The following is a 19,507-nucleotide window of genomic DNA, read 5'->3' as shown; positions in this document are numbered from 1 at the left end:
GGCTGAGGGCTAAACGCTTGGCAAACTGTTATCCGGCACCTGGCTCGCCCGACGCCCGGTGCGGGTGGCGACATGACCAGGGGTGAGCCGATCCGATGGGTGCGACGGCAGGCTGCGCCTTGCGTCGGCCGAGTGGCGAGGTGACACCCGTTCAGAGAGGAACGGCGGGAGGCGGTCAGCCGAGTGTGAAGCCGGCGCGGCTACCCAGGTCCGCGACGGTGCAGTACACCGCGAACTGGGTGTAGACACCACAGACTTCCGTTCAATGGGATGCTTCGGGATCGTCGGCGCAGCCGGTGGAACGCCACAGCACACCAGGCCAGATGTCCAGCAGACGCTGCGGCTCCACCCCGCATCCCAGCGCCAGAACGTGAACGGCGGTCAACGAGGGTTTCCTCATCTCGAGACCAATGGGTAAGCAGTTGGTCGCGGCAGGGGCAGGTGCGGAGTTCGGAAACTCATCGCCGCTGTTCGGCGACGGCCTTCGCGACGAACCGCGGACCGGCGGAAGCTTGTCGTCCCCAGGTCGTCGGCCTCGACGACTGCGGGCAGGGACCCGCCGGGTATCAGCCTGGGATTCCGGCGCTCACCAGCGGATTCGGCAGCGGCTGGTAGCGGGCCGCCGCGCCGTCCGCGCCCGTCCAGCGCAGCAGCAGGTTCGTCTTGCCGGGCACGGTGGGCGAGGTGAGCAGGGTGGCGGCCTCGGGCAGGTCGTGGCGCGCGAGTTCACGGCGGGCAGCGGGCCAGGGGTCGAGACCCGGGTGGCGCTCGGCGAGGGCGGCGGCGATCTCGCTGAGGTGGTTGACGACCAGGCAGTACACCAGCCGCTCCCATCCGGCGGCCCGGGAGACGTCCGGCAGCAGTTTGACCCCTTCCGCGTCCCGGAAGAGTGCCTGCACGGGCAGGCCGGCGGCGTCCACCGCGATCAGCGAGTTCTGCAGATGGGCCTCCAGGACGACACCGTGCCGCGCGAAGGCCCCGAGGGCGGGGGGTATCACCTGACGCAGGTACGCCTCCCACCACAGCGCCGGGTCCGCCGGGCCGTCCAGCGGGTTGCCGTCGAAGCCCTCGGCGAGGGCCGCGGCGAGCAGCGGGGTCGCGCCGGGCACCAGATGCCCGGCGAGCCCGTCGCGGACGACGACGGCCAGTTCCTCGAAGGCGAAGGCGGCGGTGCGGTAACCGCGGTCGGACAGCCAGGCCGCCGGACCGCCCAGCCGTGCGAAGGCGGTTGTGACGGCCGTGTCCGTGCGGCGCAGCTTCAGCAGGTCGTGCCGCCACAGCCGCCGTACGTCGTTGGTGATCCGCACGTCCAGACTGAACTTCAGGAAGAGGTCCGCGTCCGGGACGTGGACGGTGCGGACCGCCGCCGTGGGCCACACCGCTCGGGCCGTCGTGCCCAGCCGCAGCAACCGCCCGTCGGCGAAGGCCCCGGCGAGGTCGCGGCCGACCAGTTCGAGCTGCCAGGGGTGGGCGGGCAGCAGCCGGTAGCCGGGCGGGGCCTGGCCCAGCGCGTCGAGCTCCGAGGTGTCGCCCTCCTCGGCGACCACGTCCTCGCGCACCCCGAGCAGCACCAGGGGGAAGCGGGCGTGCGCCTCGGGCGCGTACGGCAGCCAGGAGGCGACCGGGCCGCCACCGCGCGCCTTGGGCGCCGGATGGTACGGGTGGCCGGTGACGAGCGCCTGCTCGGAGCGGATGTACGGGTCCTCGGGCGCCGGCGCGCGGTGGCGGGCGGCGAGCAGCGCCGCCACCGCCTCCCGGCTGTCGATCATCTCGGCGGGCAGTTCGTCGTTGGGCACGCCGGTGTGCCGACGCAGCTCCTCGGCCACGAGTTTGACCAGTTCCGGGTGGTCGATCCGCTGCCAGCCGCCCTCCGCGTACACCTCCGGCGCGGTGGGCCGCCGCCCGTCGCGCACCCGCAGCAGCCCGTCCCCGCCCGGCAGCCGGTACGTCCGCCGTCCGCCCGGATCCGGATACGGCCGCGCGACCTCGCGGATCAGGCAGTTCAGCAGGGGCGCGGCCGCGTACGCGTCCGCGCGCTCCGCGATCTCGTCGGTGGGGGGCGTGAGCTCCATGCGTTTTACTCGGTCCGTTCGGTCCATAAGTCCACACGGTGCGAAGGTGATCAGTATGTCTGCCCGGCACGCGCCGACCTGACGCCCGCCCGCTATCGGAGGAGTCCGACCGTGCACCGTCCCCCAGCCACCGACACCGAGGTCGCCGAGGAGCTGGCCGCCGTGCGGCCCGACCTGGTCTCACGGTACGCGGCGCGGCTGCACGGCGCGCGGGCCGCCGTACTGACCCGGCTGTGGCGCGCACTCGCCCACGAGCCGCTGCCGTGGGTCACCGGCCGGGAACGCACACGGGACGCGCTCGTCCTGCGGCTGCGCGACGGCCGCCGGCTGGAGGGACCGCCGTCCGACCCGTACGCCACCTCCGCGTACGTCACGTCCGTACGTCTGGGCGGGACGGCCCACGAGGATCCGGCGCGGCTGATGAGGGACCTCGCCGTGCCGCACGGCGACTCGCTCGCCGCCGAACTCGGGCACAGCGTCGCCTCGCTGGCGCTGTCGCGGGCCGATCAGCCACCTCGGGGCGAGGGACATCCGGAGGAATGGCCGGTGGCGGACTGGCAGTGGGAGCAGCGGGTGGTCGACGGCCACCCCTTCCACCCCAACTGCCGTTCCCGACCCGGTTTCTCGGTCGCCGAGCAGCTCGCGTACGGGCCCGAGCACCGGCCGTCGGTCGAGCTGGGCCTGCAGCCGGTGCCGGAGCGGGAGTGCCTGGTGCGCGGGGCGTGGCCGGAGGACCTGCGGGACGGGGGGCGGCTGCTGATCCCCGTGCACCCCTGGCAGGTGGCGCATGTGCTCAAGCAGCCGCGTGGGGAACGTGCCCTCGCGGCCCATCCGCTGATGTCGCTGCGGACTCTGGCCGTGCCCGGCGGGCTCCATGTCAAGACCTCGCTCAGCGCCCGGCTGACGTCCTCGGTCCGGGACATCTCGGTCGGCTCGGTGGCCGCCTCCGCCGCCCTGTCGGACTTCGCCGTGGACCTGGCGGCCCGCACGGACGGCCTGCTGCACATCACGCGCACCCTGGGCGCGGCCACCGCGGGCTCCCCCGATCTGGCGGCCCTGTGGCGCGAGTCGCCGCGGACGTACGCCGCCCCCGGGGAGCACGTGGTGCCGGTGGCGGCGCTGCCCACCACGGACCTGCCCGACTCGCCCGTCTGGACGGCCGAGTTCACACGCCTGGCGCTGGCCGTCGGACTGCGTCTGCTGGAGTTGGGGGTGGCACTGGAGGCGCACGGCCAGAACCTGCTCGTCGTGCTGTCCGGGTCCGGCTACCCGCTGCGGCTGGTCTACCGCGACCTCGCCGACATCCGGATCAGCCCGGCCCGGCTGACCCGGCACGGCATCGCCGTACCGGAGTTGCCCGCCCGGAACCTCACCGACGACCCGACCGCCCTGCGCCGCAAGCTGTTCGGCTCGCTGGTGGCGGGCGCGCTGGCGGGCACGGCCGGATCGGCGACAGCGCTGCGGACGGCGCTGGAGCCGGCCGTACGAGACCTGCCCCACACCCCGGATGTAGAAGCTCTGCGCGAACAGCCGCTTCCGGCAAAGGCGTTGACGCTGATGCGGCTGTCTCCCGGCACACCCGGCGACCTGTGGACCGGGCTGCCCAACCCGCTCGTTTTGATCCCCGGCACGTCCGGTCAATAGGATCCGCCGATGATCACAAGACAACGGCTGGCGGCAGGAGTCTGTGCTCTGCTCGCCGCCCTGACGGCCGGGATGGCCTTTCCCGCCGGTGCGACAGCCGACGAGATGGAGGGGCAGGATGCCCCGAAGGTCGAACTCGTCCTGGACGTCAGCGGTTCCATGCGGACCCGGGACATTGACGGCGGGACGCGGATGGCCGCGGCCAAGCAGGCGTTCAACGAGGTGCTCGACGCGACCCCCGAGGAGGTCCAGCTCGGTATCCGCACGCTTGGTGCCAACTACCCGGGCAACGACCGGCAGACGGGCTGCAAGGACACCGCTCAGCTCTACCCGGTCGGTCCGCTGAACCGCACCGAGGCCAAGACGGCGGTGGCGACGCTGGTGCCGACCGGCTGGACCCCGATCGGACCGGCGCTCCAGAAGGCGGCCACGGACCTCGCCGGCGGCAACGGCATGCGCCGGATCGTCCTGATCACCGACGGCGAGGACACCTGCCAGCCGCTGGACCCGTGCGAAGTGGCCCGCGAGATCGCGGCCAAGGGCATCGGGCTGACCATCGACACCCTCGGCCTGGTGCCGGACGCCAAGACCCGCGACCAGCTCATCTGCATCGCGGAGGCGACCGGCGGCACCTACACCTCCGTGCAGCACAAGGAGGAACTCAGCGACCGTGTCGGCCAGTTGGTCGACCGGGCGGCAGACCCGGTGGTGACGCCGGTGGCCACGGAGGGCGCCACCGAGTGCGCGAAGGCGCCGACGCTCAAGTCCGGCCTCTACACCGACCGTGAGGAGTTCGGGCAGCAGCGCTGGTACCGGGTGGACGTCAATCCCGGTCAGGAGCTGCGGGCCTCGGTGAGCGTCGCCGCGGACCGGGCCGTCGACCCGGACTACGGCCTGCTGGTGCGGGCCGTGACGGAGCGCGGCCGGGAGATCGTGCGCGGTGAGGCGGCGGGCAACGGCCGTACGGACGTGATCTCCACGGGTCTGCGCTACCCGAAGCCGAAGAGCGACGACGAGAGCGCCCCGGCCGAGACCGTGTGCCTTCAGATCACCAACGCCTTCTCGGCGGCCTCCGGAGTGAAGACCACGCCGGGCCTGCCGCTGGAGCTGACCGTCGACGTGGTGGACGGTCCGGGCAAGTCGAGCGACGTGGCCTCCTTCGGTCTCGGCCGCGGCTGGTGGCTGCTCGGCGCGCTGGTGCTCACCGGCTTCGTCGCGGGCCTGCTGTGGGGCTGGGTGTCGCGTTGGCGAGTCGCGATCTGGAGGACGAACTGATGCGTATCACCCGTGTATTGGGCGCCACCCTGCTGGCGCTCGGGCTGGCCGCGGGCCCCGCGGCAGCCGCTTCTTCGCCCTCGGCGGACCCGTCCGGCGACAGCGGGGCGCCCAGCCAGGCGGGCACCTCGTTCCGTAGCGCCACCGAGATCGAGCAGGGGCAGCAGGCCACCGCCAGCGGCTCCACGGGCGACTACATGTACTGGTCGTTCGCCGCGGACGCGGGGCAGCGCCCCACCGTCAAGGCGACGGTGAAGCTGCCCGAGGCGCACGCCTCGCAGACCTGGCAGATCGACGTCTACGACGGTCTGCGGCGCCGCCAGTCCTGCCAGTACGGCGCCCAGACCCGCACCGCCGCCCAGGGCACGGCCTCGGTCGAACTCGCCTGCGTGCTGCGCACGGTGCGGGCCTGGTCGGAGCCGTGGGCCAACGACCCGCTGCCGGGCACGTACTACATCCGGCTCACGGTGGCCGGTCTGCCCGCCTCCGACCTGGGTCTGCCGGTGAGCGTCGAGGTGCGGGCCGACTCCAAGGACATCGGCGGCGTCGCGGCGGTGGACGGCTCGCTCGCGCAGCCGCTGACCCCGGGCATCGCGGTCAAGTCCGAGCAGGACGGCAGCGATGCGCAGGACGCCCAGGGTTCGAAGAAGTCGGCCGTGCTGTCCAGCATCGAGCCGGACGGCGGCTGGTCCTCCAACTGGTGGTCCGACCGGTGGGTGTGGACCGGGATCGGCGGCGTGCTCGCCGCGCTCGCGGGCATCGGCGGCTACGCGCTGACGCGCGGCGCGGGACGCCCGTCGCGGATACCGCCGGGCGTCTGACGGCAGTTCCGCCCGACAACACCTCGGAAGGCCCGCTCCTCCTTTGGAGCGGGCCTTCCCTCATGTCTCGCGCAACACCTTGGCCGCCGCGCCGTCCCCGCTCACCTCGACGCGCCCGTCCCGCACCGCGTCCGCCAGGCCCAACTCCCCGCGGCTGACGGCCGTACACGTGACGGAGTCGAGAGCCAGCCGGGCGTCCGGCTCCACCGGCGCGGGTCCGTACCCGTAGAGCGGGCCCTCCGCGGCGCCCACGTGCAGATGGAAGTTGCCTTCCTCCAGGTAAACTTCGACGACGCCCGCCCCGATCCCCGCCTCCTCCAGGGCGCGCAGCAGGGGCAGCGCGAACCAGTGCGCGCGCAGCGCGTCGGTGGGCCGCCGCTCCCCCAGCTCCGTCTGCCCCCACTCCCCGAGCGCCCGCAGTACCCTCAGCAACTCACGCCCCCGGGGGGTGAGTTCGTAGACGTGGGCGGCTCCGGGCGGCGGCAGCCGGCGCCGGGTCGTCAGCCCGTCCCGTTCCATGTCCTTCAGCCGTGAGGCGAGCATGTCCGTGCTCACGCCCGGCAGGTCGGCGTGCAGATCGGTGTACCGGCGCGGACCGGCCAGCAGCTCCCGGACGATCAGCAGGGTCCAGCGGTCGCCGACGGCATCGAGCGCGCGGGCGGCTGAGCAGAACTGGTCGTAGCTACGGCGAGGTGACATGCGACGCAGTGTAGACGGGTTGTTGGACTTTCCAAGCTCCTGCTTGGTAAAACCAAGCAGGAGCAGCTACCGGAGGGGAAGCGGCGCATGGAGTTCCGGCAGTCGAGCAAGCTGAGCGAGGTCTGTTACGAGATCCGCGGCCCGGTGATCGAGCACGCCGACGCGCTGGAGGAGGCCGGCCACAGCGTGCTGCGGCTGAACACCGGCAACCCCGCGCTGTTCGGCTTCGAGGCTCCGGAGGAGATCCTCCAGGACATGATCCGGATGCTTCCGCGGGCGCACGGCTACACCGACTCGCGCGGTGTCCTCTCCGCCCGCAGGGCCGTCGCCCAGCGCTACCAGACCCTCGGCCTGCAGGTGGACGTCGACGACGTCTTCCTGGGCAACGGCGTCTCGGAACTGGTCTCGATGGCCGTGCAGGCTCTGATCGAGGACGGCGACGAAATCCTCGTGCCCGCACCGGACTTCCCGCTCTGGACGGCCGTGACGACGCTGGCCGGCGGCAAGGCGGTCCACTACCTGTGCGACGAGCAGGCCGACTGGTACCCGGACCTGGACGACATGGCCTCGAAGATCACCGACCGCACGAAGGCCGTGGTCGTCATCAACCCCAACAACCCCACCGGTGCGGTCTACCCCAAGGAGGTCCTGGAGGGCATCTGCGACCTCGCCCGCCGCCACGGCCTGATGGTCTTCGCCGACGAGATCTACGACCAGATCCTCTACGACGACGCCGTCCACCACTCCACCGCCGCGCTCGCCCCCGACCTGGTCGTCCTCACCTTCTGCGGCCTGTCCAAGACCTACCGCGTGGCCGGCTTCCGCTCCGGCTGGCTGGTGGTCACCGGCCCCAAGCAGCACGCGAAGGACTATCTGGAGGGCCTGACCATGCTGGCCTCCATGCGCCTGTGCGCCAACGCCCCAGCCCAGTACGCGATCCAGGCCGCCCTCGGCGGCCGCCAGTCCATCCGCGAACTGACCGCACCGGGTGGCCGACTGCACGAACAGCGGAACGTGGCCTGGCAGAAGCTCAACGAGATCCCGGGCGTGACGTGCGTGAAGCCCGGGGGCGCGCTGTACGCGTTCGCCCGCCTGGATCCCAAGGTCCACCGGATCCACGACGACGAGAAGTTCGTCCTGGACCTCCTCCTGCGGGAGAAGATCCAGGTGGTCCAGGGCACCGGCTTCAACTGGCCGGCCCCCGACCACTTCCGCATCCTCACACTCCCCCACGCGGACGTCCTGGACACGGCCATCAGCAGGATCGGCCGGTTCCTCGGCGGGTACCGGCAGTAGGCCCGGGCGCCGCGCGGCTTGGGCCCGCAGCCGGTCCGGGTCCGAGGTCGATCCGGGCCCGCGATGGGTCCGGCCCGGGGTCGGTCCGGCCCGGGGTCGGTCCGGGCCCGGAGTCGGTCCGGGCCCCTTCCGGCCAGGGGAAACCCCTTCGAGCCCGCGACCTGGGCTGTGTTACGGTCCGGGGGCCGGCCGCGGGACTTCGGTGCGACTTCCGGAACCTGCCTATGAAGCAATGATTCGCAGCTCGTGCCCCCATTCCCCGGCCGGCCCCGGCAAGGGAGTGCCGGCCGCCGGCTCCGGCAGGGGGCCGCGAATGAACGGGTGGGTGCATGGACGGGGGCATGGAGTCGTCCGGGGATCCGATCGCGGCCGAGGACGTACTGCTCTTCGTCAACGCCGCGATCACCGCGACCGGCCAGCGCGAGTTCCGCTCCGACGCGGCGGCCCAGCGGCTCTCCCTCGACTTCCTGCACGCCTACACACTGGGCAACTACCGCGACCTCTACGCGGGCGTGCTCGCCCTCGACATCAACGACCACAACGCGGCGCTGATGATCCGCCGGCTGCTGGAGACCGCCGGCGAGGCCACCGCGGACCAGCGTCGCAGCGAGGGTCGGCTGATCGCCGGACGGCTGGCGCTGCTGCCGCCGCAGCGCGTCTACGGGCTCTTCGGCGCACTGCGCCGCTCCGGGGTGAACAACCGCCGCACCCGCGCCCTGCTGCGCGACTGGCTGGCCGGCCGGCCCGATCCGGCCCTCGACGCCGTCAAGTACCGCAACGGCCTCAAGCGGGCGCTGCGCCACGCGCATCTGGCGCTGGACGACGAACTCGGCGTCTTCCTCTTCGCGCCGCACAGCCGTGCCCGCTACGACACACCCCTCCTGGAGGCCTGGCGGCGGGCGCACTACGAGCAGGCGGCGCTCTACGAGCTCCCGTACACCGTCGCGGAGGGCTTCGCGGCCAGGCACGGCATACCGCGCGGCGTGTTCCTGGAGCGCATCGCCCCTCGGCTGACCCGCCTGGAGACACTGCGGCTCCAGGAGGCGGCACGGCAGCACGGTCCCGCGGCGGCGCGGGCGATGGCGGCCGACCTGCCCCGGATGCCGCTCACCCGGCTCGCCGGGTACGTGCTCTCCCTTCCCGCCCCGGAGCGGGTCGCCCGGCGCGAGGAGCTGACCGGCGCGCTGCGCACGGCCGCCCGGCGGACGGCGGGCCGGCACCGGGGAACGTGGGGCCGGGTGGCCGCAGTCCTGGACGACAGCTTCTCCTCCTCGGGTTCGGGCGTGAAGCGGCGCCGGCCGCTGGCGGTCGCCCTGGCCTGCCACTACCTGCTCGAAGCGCTCGCCGGCCACTACACCGGGCTGTGGACCTCCGGCCGCGGCGACGCGCTCCTGGCCCACCCCGTCGGCCCGACCCCGCTGGGTGAGCGGATCCTGGACGCGCTGGAGTCGGCACCGGAACGCCTGGTGATCGTCTCCGACGGCTGGGACAACTCTCCTCCCGGACTGGCCGGCGAGGTGCTCCGCATCTGGCGCACCCGCCTCGACCCGGCCCGCCGCACCGGCGTGGTCCACCTCAACCCCGTGTACGACGCAGAGGACTTCGACGTGCGCCGGCTGTCCGCGCGGGTGCCGACGGCGGGCATCCGCGACGCGGAGGACCTGCCCGCGCTCGTCGAGATCGCGCAGTTCGCCGAGGGCCGGACCGGCCTGGCCGATCTGACGGCCTACCTGGACGCCCGCGCGGCGCGGCTCACCGCCGCCGCGGACCGGCGGGCGGAGAGGAACCCCCGATGACACCACACGGACTGCTCGACGGGCTGGAGACCCGTCCCTCGCAGGTGTGGGGCGCCGTACGGCTGGTCCCGCTCGTGCGGGCCGAGGCGATCCACGACCTGCGCCTGCACCCGCGGATCCACGACGGTGCGGGCGTGGTCGACCTGGGCCGGGGGCGGAACTACTGCTCCTACATCCCGCACAGTTTCATCGCCGACTGGACCGGGGACGGCTCGCCCGCCGCGGCCTACGGAACACAGCTGACCGACGGGCGGCCCGAGTGGGAAGTCGCGGGCGCACGACTGCACTTCCACCGCCGGATGGCACGCCGGGAGGCCCGGCACCGGCTGCGTTTCCTGCCGCTCCACCTCGCGCTGGAGGGCTATCTCGCGCTCCACTTCGGCGGGCCCGCCATCGCCTGGGAGCAGTGGTCGCACCGAGCCGTGCGTCAGGGACTCTCCCCGCGTGTCGAGGCCGCCTACCTGGGCACGGAAGTACCCGGACTGGCCGACGCCCTGCGGGTCTTCGAGATCCACCCGGGCCAGTGCGGCGTACTGATCCATCTGGCCGACGCGCCGGCCGCGGCGTTCGTGGTGCCGCACCCGGAGGACTACCGCACCCTGCACCCGACCCTGCTCCAGGACCTCTACGGCGACCTCGTGTACCACTACGCCACCCTGATGCCTCCCGTCACGGACTTCAACGCCCGCATCCCCGACACCCGGATCGGCACGCTCGACGACCTGCGGGAGGCCGCGGCGCAACAGACGGCACAGTGGGCCGACTTCCACGACACCACGGTGGCGGCCGGACTGCTGGACCAGCCGAGCACCTGGCAACCGGTCCGGCGCATGGGCCGCTTCACGCTCTCCCGCTTCCTGCCGCCGTTCCGCCCCAAGCAGGACAACCACATCGGCGAGGCGATCACCGACGAACAGGGCCGGACCGTCTACCTCAAGACGTTCCGCCTCTCGGAGAACCAGGTCCGCCGAGGCCACCTCCTCACGCACCTCGCCGCTCACGACTGGCACCTCCCCGCCACCGCCACCGCCCTCGGCCTGACCGAGCCCCAACTGGCCCTCCGCCTGGAGACATCCGGCTTCGCCCACCTCCTCCGCCAGGACGTCCTGGACCACTACCGCAAACAGAGCCGCACCAAAAACCCCTGACCGGAAACGGAGTAGAGAACATGAGCGCCGCCGCCACGGAGGCCGAGGCCCGCAGAAGGCGCACGCGCTACCCCGTCACCCTGGCGGTCACCATCGGCTGCTACGTGCTCGCAGCGATCGCGGGGATGTTCTTCCTGACGAACCACGTCGGCACCGTTCTCCAGGTCCTTCTGTGGATTGTGCACTGCGTTGTCCTCACCCTGCTCATCGAGAAGCTGGGGGCCAAGGAATCGAGCCTGTACGCCGCGCTGTTCATCGTGGTCACCTCGCTGCTGTCCGTAACCGTCGCCGGCATCGCCCGCGACGACCTCACTCTTGAGCAGCGAGGCGAAACGGTCACGGTCACGGTCGTGAAGAAGTGGCTCGACCCGCCCGGTGTGAGCAAGTCCCGTGACTACAACTACGAACTGAAGCACCAGGACGGCACCAAGGTCCTGGGCCCCGCCCTGAGAACGGCCAAGGATCGTTTCGACGTCGGCGCGGTGCTGACGGTGATCGAGGACCCCGCCGGCGAACTCCGCCCTCAGACACCGGATCAGGCGGGCGCAACGGGCAACGTGCTCGCTGCCGGGGGTTCGCTCTCGCCGCGATCGGCGCCGGCGGCTGGATGACCTGGCGGGGCTCGGACGCCGCGAGGCGACGGGACCGATGGAAGAAGGCAACCCCCGACCACGAGGCTCTCGCCCGGCAGGCGGAGCAGGAAGAGAAGCTGCGCGAGGCTCTGCGTACGTATCCCGTCGACCGTCGTGGCTACATCAAGGTGCCCCCGGAGGACTACCCCGACCTGTCGCAGCAGCGGGCGGCCCGCATCGCCTGGGAGACGGGGCTGCGGGCTGAAGCGTGGGGGAACAAGGGGTCATGGCGGTTCAAGGAGAGCGTGGTCGAGGAAGTGCCGCTCGACTAGTGCGGGTCGTCCGGGTCGGGAGGCGTTTCCCAGGGGAACGACGCGAAAGTGAGGGGTTCCTCGTCCCGTTCCGTGTCGTCGTCCTGTTCGCGGCGGGTCAGGTGGCCGAGGACGACGATCGCGCCGAGCAGCAGGCCGATCAGGCAGATCAGGGCGAGGACGAGCGTGGCCAGGCTCAGCAGGGTGTAGCCGACCAGGTGGGCCAGTATTCCGATCGGGTCCAGGCATCCGCACGCCAGCATGCCGATACGTTCCCCGCTGGTGGCGCGGTCGGGACGCCGCGTTGCCGATCCGTGCTCCGAAAGTGCCCGGGCCGCGATGCCCCGCCGTGGGCGTGAGTCCGCCGGAGCGGGGGCGCGGGCTCGTAGCCTGTGACGCATGGGTGATCTCTTTCTCGTACGGCACGGGGAGACCGAGTGGTCGCGGTCCGGGCGGCACACCGGATGGACGGACCTGCCGCTCACCGAGCACGGGCGGGAGGAGGCGCGGCGGCTGGTCCCGTTGATCCGCTCGCACCGGATCGGGGCCGCGTTCGTCAGCCCGTCGCAGCGGGCGCGGGAGACGGCCGAGCTGATCGGCGTCCACGACGCGCGGGTCGACGCGGATCTGCGGGAGTGGGACTACGGCGGCTACGAGGGCGTCACGACCGTCGAGATCCAGCGGACGCGGCCCGGCTGGTTCCTGTTCACGGACGGGGTCGCCCCGGGGCCGCCGGAGCATCCCGGGGAGAGCGTGGAGCAGGTCGGGGAGCGGGCCGACCGGATGCTGGGCAAGGTGGACGCCGCGCTCGCCAACACGGAGGGGGCCGTCGTGCTGGTGGCCCACGGGCACTTCCTGCGGGTGCTCACCGCCCGGCGCCTCGGGCTGCCGCCGTCGGCGGGCGCGCTGTTCCAACTGGCCACGGGCGCGGTGTGCCGGCTGGGCACCGAGCACGAGCGGCCGGTGATCGCGGGCTGGAACATCCGGGCGGCCCCGTCCGCGTAAGCGGCCGCGGCTCGTTGTCGGACCCGGGTCGTAGTCTTCGAATGGGCCGTTCGACGGCTGTTCGAGGATTCAGGGAGGCCGCGCCGTGACACGACCGCCTACCGCCGCGCAGCGCCGCGTCATCGACGCCGCCGACGCCGTGACCGGCCGGCTCAGGGGTACGGAGGCGCAGCTCGCGGCGCTGGTGAAGCGGGGGCTCGCCTTCCGGCATCCGCGGCCGCCGCACGATCACTTCCTCACCCCGGCCGGGCATCGGATACGGGAGGCGGAGGAGGAGACAGCGGCGGCGGAAAGGGCACCCGCCGTCGGGGAGACGCCCGCTGGTACCGGCGTGTTCTCCGCCCGCGTCGGCGGTGAGGAGGACCCGTACGACGGTCCCGGGCGGGTACGCGAGGTGCACAGCGCCTGGCAGGGGCTGCTGGAGCTGCGCCGGATGACCAATCCGGACGGTGCCGTCGAACGGCCCTGCGGCTGGGAGCGGACGCATCTGGTGCGGGCCGCCGCGCTCGCCCTGGAGGCGGCGGGGCAGCGGCCCGCAGGGCCGGACGCGGACGGCTACCGGGTACGGGCGACCCCGCAGCCGGAGGCAGTCGCGGTGTACGGGCCGGACGGCGCGGCGCTGCGCGCGTGCGCAGCCGCGCTGGAGCGGGCGGGCTGGCAGGCCGGGGAGTACACCGAGCCCAGGACCAGGGCCCGGTACCTGCTGGCGTCGCCGCGCAGGGTGTGACGGACGTGCCAGGATCGGTGGGTCCGAGCGGCGTACGAGAAGGGGACGCAGTGAGCGAGCCGTTTTCCGTCCGGGTGACCGTCCGCGGTTACGAGGCCGATGTGCAGGGGCACCTCAACCAGGCCGTGTACCTCAACTACGCGGAGCACGCCCGCTGGTCGCTGCTCCAGGCGGCCGGGATCAGCCAGGCGGGCCTCGTGTCCGGCGGCGTGGGGCCGGTGGTCCTGGAGACGACGATCCGCTACCTGCGGGAGCTGCTGGCCGGCGACGAGGTCGACGTGACCTGCGCCTTCGAGTGGGGCGGGGGCAAGACCTTCCGGATCCTCCAGACGATCCGGAAGGCCGACGGCACGGTGGCGGCCGAGATCGACGCGGTCGGCGGCCTCCTGGACCTCAAGGCGAGGAGACTGGTGCCCGCCCCGCACGACCGCTTCAAGCAACTGGCGACGGAGCCCGCCCTGTTCGGGCTGTGAGACGCACGGCGGGAGGGGCACGGCACGGCGGCCGTACCCCTCCCGAAGATCGGCGCGGCGGCCGGACCCCTGCCGAGGATCCGCGCGGCGGCCGGACCCCTGCCAAGGGCCCGGCGGCGGCCGTAACCGTCCTGAGGATCAGCGCGCCACCGCGATCTCCTCCCCCGCCTCCATCGGATGGGTGACGTCCTGGGCATCCACCGACCCGGGCCTGCCCAGGTGGTTGAAGACGAAGTTGAGCAGGACGGCCGCGACGCAACCGGTGGAGATGCCGGAGTCGAGGACGATCCGGGCCGTCTCCGGGAAGGCGTGGTAGAAGTTCGGCGCCGTGATCGGGATGATGCCGACGGCGATCGAGACGGCGACGATCAGGACGTTGTTGTCCTTGTCGAGGCCGGCCCGGGCCAGGGTCTGGATGCCGCTGGCGGCCACCGAGCCGAACAGGACCACGCCCGCGCCGCCGAGGACCGGGCGCGGTACGACGGCGATGAGCGAGGCGGCCACCGGGCACAGGCCCATCAGGACCAGGAAGCCGCCGCCGAAGGCCACCACGAAGCGGCTGCGGATCCGGGTCATGGCCACCAGGCCGATGTTCTGCGCGAAAGCACTGCACATGAAGCCGTTGAACAGGGGGCTGACGGCGGAGCCGAGGGTGTCGGCGCGCAGGCCGGCGGCGATCGTCTTCTCGTTCGCCGGACGGTCGACGATCTCACCGAGGGCCAGCATGTCCGCGGTGGACTCGGTCATCGAGACCACCATCACCACGCACATCGACAGGATCGCAGCGACCTGGAACTGCGGCGCGCCGAAGTGGAACGGGGTCGGGAAGCCGACCACCTGGGCTTCCGCCACCGGGCCGAAGTCCGTGACCCCGAACGGGATGGCTATGACCGTGCCGGCGATCAGCCCGAGCAGGACCGCGATCTGCTTGACGAAGCCGCGGGTGAAGCGGCGCAGCAGCAGGACGATGACCAGGGTGATGCCGGCCAGGGTGAGGTTCGTCGCCGAACCGTAGTCGTGCGCGGCCGGATTGGGGCCCTGGGCCCAGCCGAAGGAGACGGGCAGCAGGGAGACGCCGATCAGGGTGATCACGGTGCCGGTGACCACCGGCGGGAAGAAGCGGATCGCCTTGCAGAAGATCGGCGCGGCCAGGAAGCCGAGGACGCCCGCCACGATCACCGCGCCGAAGATGATCGGCAGGGCGTCGGACTTGTCCTTGGTGGAGGCGACGATCGCCGTCATGGGAGCGACACCGGCGAAGGTGACGCCGTTGACGAAGGGGAGCCGGGCGCCGATCTTCCAGATGCCGAGGGTCTGCAGGAAGGTGGCGAGACCGGCCGTGAACAGGCAGGCCCCGGTGAGGAAGGTCAGTTCGGTGCCGGACAGGCCGACGGCCGCGCCGACGATCAGGGGCGGGGCGACCACACCCGCGTACATGGCGGCCACATGCTGCAGGCCGCTGGTCGCCATCTTCAGGATGGGCAGCTTCTCGTCCACGGGATGGATGGTGGACTCGGCTGGCTGTCGTGCCTCGTCAGGGGACGTGGGGTGAGCGGTCACGGCGGCTCCTCCGGTCGGATAACACGTCGTCTTCGACGTGGGTGTCAAGGAGGTGGTGCGTGTGGTCGTGCGGGACCGGGGACGGGCCCTCGGTGGGGCCCGCGGGGCGAACGGAGACCGTTCCGGGGCGCGTGTCCAAGCGCGCCCCGGAGCCGGCCCGCCGCGGACCCCGCTCGGGTCCGCGGCTACCGGTCGGGAGCCGTCCCTCCCGTCCGGAGTTCCTCAGTTGGTCAGCTCTGCGCGGTGATCCGCGCCAGCCGCCGTGCTTCGGCCCGCGTGGCGCGGGCGATCGCGTCCTCGTCGGCGGTCAGCAACCGGCCGTCCTCGACGATCTGCCGCCCGTCCACGAAGGAGGCGGTGACCGGTGCCGCCGCGCCGAGGACCAGGGCGGTCACCGGGTCGGCGATCGAGGCGTGGGCCAGCGTGTCCATCCTCCACAGCACCAGGTCGGCCAGCTTGCCCGGCTCCAGCGAGCCGATCTGGCCGGCCCGGCCGAGCACCCGGGCGCCGCCGTAGGTGCCCAGGCGCAGCGCCTGGCGGGCGTTCAGGGCCGCCTCGCGGTGTGCGCCGAGGCGGTTGATCAGCAGGGCGTTGCGCAGTTCGGTGTGGAGTTCGCCGGACTCGTTGGAGGCGGTCCCGTCGACACCGAGGCCGACCGGGACGCCGGCCGCCAGCATGTCGGGGACCCGGGCGATTCCGGCCGCGAGGCGGGCGTTGGAGGAGGGGCAGTGCGCCACACCGGTCTTCGTGCGGGCGAAGGCGGCGATGTCGGAGTCGTTCATGTGGACGCAGTGCGCCATCCACACGTCCTCGCCCAGCCAGCCCGTGGACTCGAAGTAGTCGGTGGGGCCCATGCCGAACAGCTCGTGGCAGAACTTCTCCTCCTCGACCGTCTCCGAGCCGTGGGTGTGCAGCCGTACGCCGAGCCGGCGGGCCAACTGCGCGGCCTGCTGGAGCAGTTCGGTGGAGACGGAGAACGGGGAGCAGGGGGCGACGGCGACCTGCGTCATGGCGTCGAAGGAGGCGTCGTGGTGCCGCCGGACGGTCTCCTCGGTGGCGTCGAGCGCGCCCTGGAGCGTCTCCACGGCGAAGTCCGGCGGCAGTCCGCCGTCCTTCTCGCCGCGGTCCATCGACCCGCGGGCCAGGGTGAACCGCACACCCATCTCGCGGGCCGCCCGGATGATCGCGCCGGACAGGTCTCCGGAGCCGTGCGGGAAGACGTAGTGGTGGTCCATGGCGGTGGTGACGCCGCCGCGGGCCATCATCGCCAGCGACCCCTGGGCGGCCGCGTACACCATCTCCTCGTCGATGCGCGCCCATGTCGGGTAGAGCGCGACGAGCCAGTCGAAGAGGTTGTGGTCGGTGGCCAGGCCCCGGGTGATCCACTGGTAGAAGTGGTGGTGGGTGTTGACCAGACCGGGCGTGGCCAGATGGCCGCTCGCGTCGATCCGGCGCACGACGTCCTTCAGCCCCTCGGGGGCCTTGCCCGCGCCGACCGACTCGATCCGGTTGCCGGCGAGGACGAGGTGTCCGGAGGCGTACTCGGTGTCGTCCGCGTCCACGGTCGCGATCGCGCAGTTCTCGATGACGATGCGCTGGGCTGCCGATGGTGCCATTGCGCTTCCTTGTCGTTGGTGGCGGCCCGTGGACGTGGGGCGTCCACGGGGAGGGCACGGCAGGACCCTAGGAGGATTTGAGTGCCGGAGCGGTGCTGCTCCGGGTGCCGAGGTGGTGGAAGAACAGGTTGAGCATGACGGCGACGATGGCGCCGGCGCTGATTCCGGAGCCGAGGACGGTCTGCGCCCAGGCGGGGAACTGGGTGTAGAAGGTGGGCGCGGCCAGCGGGATGATGCCGGCGCCGAGGGCCACGGCGACCAGGATGATGTTGGAGCTGTCGTCCAGTCCGGCCTCGGACAGGGTGCGGATGCCGCTGACGGCGATCGAGCCGAACAGCACGATGCCCGCGCCGCCGAGGACCGGCATGGGGACCAGGGAGACGACCGCGCCGAGGGCCGGGAAGGCGCCGAGGACCAGCAGGGCGGAGCCGGCGACGGCGACGACGTAGCGGCTGCGCACCCGGGTCAGTGAGACGACGCCGACGTTCTGGGCGAAGGCGGAGGTGGGGAAGCCGCCGAAGACGGGGCCGAGGAGGGTGGCGAGGCCGTCGGTGCGCAGGCCGCGGGTGATGGTCCGCGCGTCGGCGCGGCGGTCGCAGATCTCGCCGAGGGCCAGCATGCCAGCGCTGGACTCGGTCATCAGCACCAGCATCACGATGCACAGCGACAGGATGGCCGCGGGCTGGAAGACGGGGGCGCCGAAGGCGAAGGGGGTGGGCAGCGCGGCGACCGGGGCGGACGCGAGGCCGCGGAAGTCGGCCATGCCGAACGGAAGGGCGGCCAGGGTGCCGATGAGCAGTCCGAACAGCAGGGCGACCTGCTTGACGAAGCCCTTGCCGAAGCGCTGGATCAGCAGGATCACCACGAGGGTGAACGCGGCGAGGGCGAGGTTCCTCATGGAGCCGAAGCCGGCGGCGGTCTTGTCGCCGCCCTGCGCCCAGCCGACGGGCACGGGCATCAGGGTGACCCCGATGAGGGTGATCACCACGCCGGTGACCAGTGGCGGGAAGAACTTCAGCAGCCGTCCGAAGAACGGGCCGACGGCCAGGCAGAAGGCGCCGGCGACCATCACCGCGCCGTAGATCGCGGGGAGTTGGTGGCCCTTGGCGTTGTTCTCGGCGATGGCGAGGATGGGGGCGATGCCGGCCGAGGAGGCGGCGTTCACGAACGGCAGGCGGTTGCCCACGAGTTGCCGGACGCCGATGGTCTGGAGGATCGTCGCGACGCCGGCGATCAGCAGGCTGGCGGCGATGAGCCGGGTGCGGCCCGCGATGTCGAGTCCGCAGGCCTGGCCGATGATGAGCGGAGGGGTGACAACGCCCGCGTACATGGCGGCGATGTGCTGGAGTGCGGCGGGGACGAGCCGCGAGGGGTGGAGTTTCTCGTCGACCGGGTGCACGGACGTGACGGCGTCCTCGGTGTGCACCGGCGGGGTGGAACACGGGCCTTCGACGGGCCCTTGAGCAGGCAGTGCCATTTCGTTCCCTCCGGTGTGGCGCGCCACCGGTCCGGAGCGGGTCCGGTGGCGCGCGTCCCGCGTCAGAGGTTGGTCATGTCGACCGGGATCCGTGCCTCGCAGCCGTCCCGGAGCACGGTGGCCTCGATCAGCCCGTAGGGCCGGTCGGCGGCGAAGTAGACTTCGCGGTCGTTCTTCAGCCCGAACGGCTCCAGGTCCACCAGGAAGTGGTGCTTGTTCGGGAGGGAGAAGCGGACCTCGTCGATCTCGCTGCGGTGGTTGATGATCCGGGCGCCCATCTGGTACAGCGTTTGCTGGAGCGACAGGGAGTACGTCTCGGCGAACGCCTGGAGCATGTGCTTCTTCACCTGCTCGTAGGACTTCTCCCAGTTCGGCGCCTTCTGCTCGTCGTCGGTCCAGTTGAACCGCCAGCGGGCGGAGACGTCCGTGGCCAGGATGCGGTCGTAGTCCTCCTTGAGGGTGGTGTACTTGTCCTTGACGAAGCCCCAGAACTCGGAGTTGGTCGAGTTCATCACGGTCAGGTTCTTGAGGCCGGAGACGATCTCCCAGTTCTCACCGTCGAAGGTGATCTGAGTGAGCCGGGTCTCCTGGCCCTTGCGGACGAAGGAGTGCTGGACCTCGTCGGCGCCGATGAACTTGGAGTTGGCGTCGGAGGTCCCGATCCGCTCCCAGGCGTACTCCTCGATGCGGATGCGGGCCTGGTGGATGGAGTCCTGCGACGTGACGAAGTGGCGGGCGAGGTGGATGCCGAACTGCTCCGCCGACTCGATGCCGTGCTCCTTGGCGAACGCGAACACCGTGTTCTTGGTGGTGTCGGTCGTCAGGACGTTGGCGTTGGAGCCGGAGTAGTGGACGTCCTCCATGTCGCCGGAGAGGGCGATGGAGACGTTCAGGTCCTTGATGTGGTGGGTGGCGCCGTCCCGCGTGATCCTGACGACTCGGTTCTCGGCCTTGCCGTACTGGTTCTGTCCCAGAATCACAGGGCGGGCAGGGCGGGAATTGGTGGTCATGTGTA

18 protein-coding genes are annotated in these 19,507 nt (G+C 71.8%); 11 read left to right on the top strand and 7 right to left on the bottom strand.

The window, feature by feature from the left end; genetic code table 11:
• Positions 1-566: 566 nt before the first annotated feature.
• Positions 567-2,072, bottom strand: a complete 1,506-nt coding sequence (locus ACIQFZ_RS15225; RefSeq protein WP_402691396.1) for an IucA/IucC family protein — start codon at positions 2,070-2,072, stop codon at positions 567-569.
• Positions 2,073-2,183: 111 nt separating this feature from the next.
• On the opposite strand from ACIQFZ_RS15225, the gene ACIQFZ_RS15220 reads away from it, so the two are divergent.
• Genes ACIQFZ_RS15220 through ACIQFZ_RS15210 form a run of 3 tightly spaced genes read left to right on the top strand, consistent with a single transcriptional unit; the run spans position 2,184 to position 5,812 of the window.
• Positions 2,184-3,716: an IucA/IucC family protein gene (locus tag ACIQFZ_RS15220; RefSeq protein WP_365778064.1), complete on the top strand. Its 1,533-nt coding sequence runs from the start codon at positions 2,184-2,186 to the stop codon at positions 3,714-3,716.
• A gap of 9 nt (positions 3,717-3,725) precedes the next feature.
• Complete coding sequence (locus tag ACIQFZ_RS15215; RefSeq protein ID WP_365778062.1) at positions 3,726-4,991, top strand: VWA domain-containing protein; 1,266 nt, start codon at positions 3,726-3,728, stop codon at positions 4,989-4,991.
• Positions 4,991-5,812, top strand: a complete 822-nt coding sequence (locus tag ACIQFZ_RS15210; protein ID WP_402691395.1) for a hypothetical protein — start codon at positions 4,991-4,993, stop codon at positions 5,810-5,812. The genes ACIQFZ_RS15215 and ACIQFZ_RS15210 overlap by 1 nt, the downstream gene beginning before the upstream one ends.
• Before the next feature lie 60 nt (positions 5,813-5,872).
• Here the strand turns inward: ACIQFZ_RS15210 and ACIQFZ_RS15205 are convergent, their stop codons facing one another.
• Positions 5,873-6,511, bottom strand: coding sequence for a winged helix-turn-helix transcriptional regulator (locus ACIQFZ_RS15205; protein WP_383059691.1), 639 nt, complete (start codon positions 6,509-6,511; stop codon positions 5,873-5,875).
• A gap of 87 nt (positions 6,512-6,598) precedes the next feature.
• On the opposite strand from ACIQFZ_RS15205, the gene ACIQFZ_RS15200 reads away from it, so the two are divergent.
• The 5 genes from ACIQFZ_RS15200 to ACIQFZ_RS15180 all read left to right on the top strand — a co-directional run bounded on the left by ACIQFZ_RS15200 (position 6,599) and on the right by ACIQFZ_RS15180 (position 11,655).
• A complete protein-coding gene (locus ACIQFZ_RS15200) occupies positions 6,599-7,807 on the top strand; it encodes a pyridoxal phosphate-dependent aminotransferase (protein ID WP_402691394.1) in 1,209 nt (402 codons plus the stop codon).
• 341 nt (positions 7,808-8,148) lie between these two features.
• Positions 8,149-9,603, top strand: coding sequence for a hypothetical protein (locus ACIQFZ_RS15195; RefSeq protein ID WP_402691393.1), 1,455 nt, complete (start codon positions 8,149-8,151; stop codon positions 9,601-9,603).
• A complete protein-coding gene (locus tag ACIQFZ_RS15190) occupies positions 9,600-10,751 on the top strand; it encodes an ARPP-2 domain-containing protein (RefSeq protein WP_402691392.1) in 1,152 nt (383 codons plus the stop codon). The genes ACIQFZ_RS15195 and ACIQFZ_RS15190 overlap by 4 nt, the downstream gene beginning before the upstream one ends.
• A gap of 20 nt (positions 10,752-10,771) precedes the next feature.
• Positions 10,772-11,362: a hypothetical protein gene (locus ACIQFZ_RS15185; protein ID WP_402691391.1), complete on the top strand. Its 591-nt coding sequence runs from the start codon at positions 10,772-10,774 to the stop codon at positions 11,360-11,362.
• Positions 11,359-11,655: a hypothetical protein gene (locus tag ACIQFZ_RS15180; RefSeq protein ID WP_402691390.1), complete on the top strand. Its 297-nt coding sequence runs from the start codon at positions 11,359-11,361 to the stop codon at positions 11,653-11,655. The genes ACIQFZ_RS15185 and ACIQFZ_RS15180 overlap by 4 nt, the downstream gene beginning before the upstream one ends.
• On the opposite strand, the gene ACIQFZ_RS15175 is transcribed toward ACIQFZ_RS15180, so the two are convergent.
• Entirely contained in the window at positions 11,652-11,897 is a 246-nt protein-coding gene (locus ACIQFZ_RS15175; RefSeq protein ID WP_365425986.1) for a hypothetical protein, read from the bottom strand. The genes ACIQFZ_RS15180 and ACIQFZ_RS15175 overlap by 4 nt on opposite strands.
• A 136-nt stretch (positions 11,898-12,033) precedes the next feature.
• On the opposite strand from ACIQFZ_RS15175, the gene ACIQFZ_RS15170 reads away from it, so the two are divergent.
• From ACIQFZ_RS15170 to ACIQFZ_RS15160, 3 genes are all read left to right on the top strand, one after another.
• On the top strand, positions 12,034-12,639 hold the full coding sequence (locus ACIQFZ_RS15170) for a histidine phosphatase family protein (RefSeq protein WP_402691389.1): 606 nt from the start codon (positions 12,034-12,036) through the stop codon (positions 12,637-12,639).
• Between the two features lie 85 nt (positions 12,640-12,724).
• Complete coding sequence (locus tag ACIQFZ_RS15165; protein ID WP_402691388.1) at positions 12,725-13,366, top strand: hypothetical protein; 642 nt, start codon at positions 12,725-12,727, stop codon at positions 13,364-13,366.
• 50 nt (positions 13,367-13,416) lie between these two features.
• Complete coding sequence (locus ACIQFZ_RS15160) at positions 13,417-13,839, top strand: acyl-CoA thioesterase (RefSeq protein ID WP_365425981.1); 423 nt, start codon at positions 13,417-13,419, stop codon at positions 13,837-13,839.
• A gap of 138 nt (positions 13,840-13,977) precedes the next feature.
• Here ACIQFZ_RS15160 and ACIQFZ_RS15155 read toward each other — a convergent pair whose 3' ends face one another.
• From ACIQFZ_RS15155 to pucL, 4 genes are all read right to left on the bottom strand, one after another.
• Positions 13,978-15,309 carry a nucleobase:cation symporter-2 family protein gene (locus ACIQFZ_RS15155; protein ID WP_376651109.1) on the bottom strand — a complete coding sequence of 444 codons (1,332 nt, stop codon included), beginning with the start codon at positions 15,307-15,309 and terminating at the stop codon, positions 13,978-13,980.
• A gap of 320 nt (positions 15,310-15,629) precedes the next feature.
• Positions 15,630-17,015 carry an 8-oxoguanine deaminase gene (locus tag ACIQFZ_RS15150; RefSeq protein WP_402691387.1) on the bottom strand — a complete coding sequence of 462 codons (1,386 nt, stop codon included), beginning with the start codon at positions 17,013-17,015 and terminating at the stop codon, positions 15,630-15,632.
• A gap of 67 nt (positions 17,016-17,082) precedes the next feature.
• Positions 17,083-18,492, bottom strand: a complete 1,410-nt coding sequence (locus ACIQFZ_RS15145; RefSeq protein ID WP_402691386.1) for a nucleobase:cation symporter-2 family protein — start codon at positions 18,490-18,492, stop codon at positions 17,083-17,085.
• 62 nt (positions 18,493-18,554) lie between these two features.
• Positions 18,555-19,502, bottom strand: coding sequence for a factor-independent urate hydroxylase (pucL, locus tag ACIQFZ_RS15140; protein ID WP_365430723.1), 948 nt, complete (start codon positions 19,500-19,502; stop codon positions 18,555-18,557).
• Positions 19,503-19,507: the final 5 nt, after the last annotated feature.

It is taken from the genome of Streptomyces sp. NPDC093064 (genome assembly GCF_044754605.1).
Classification (GTDB): Bacteria; Actinomycetota; Actinomycetes; order Streptomycetales; family Streptomycetaceae; genus Streptomyces.
Note: the sequence above shows the minus strand (reverse complement) of the source record. Positions and strands in the feature narration are given on the sequence as shown.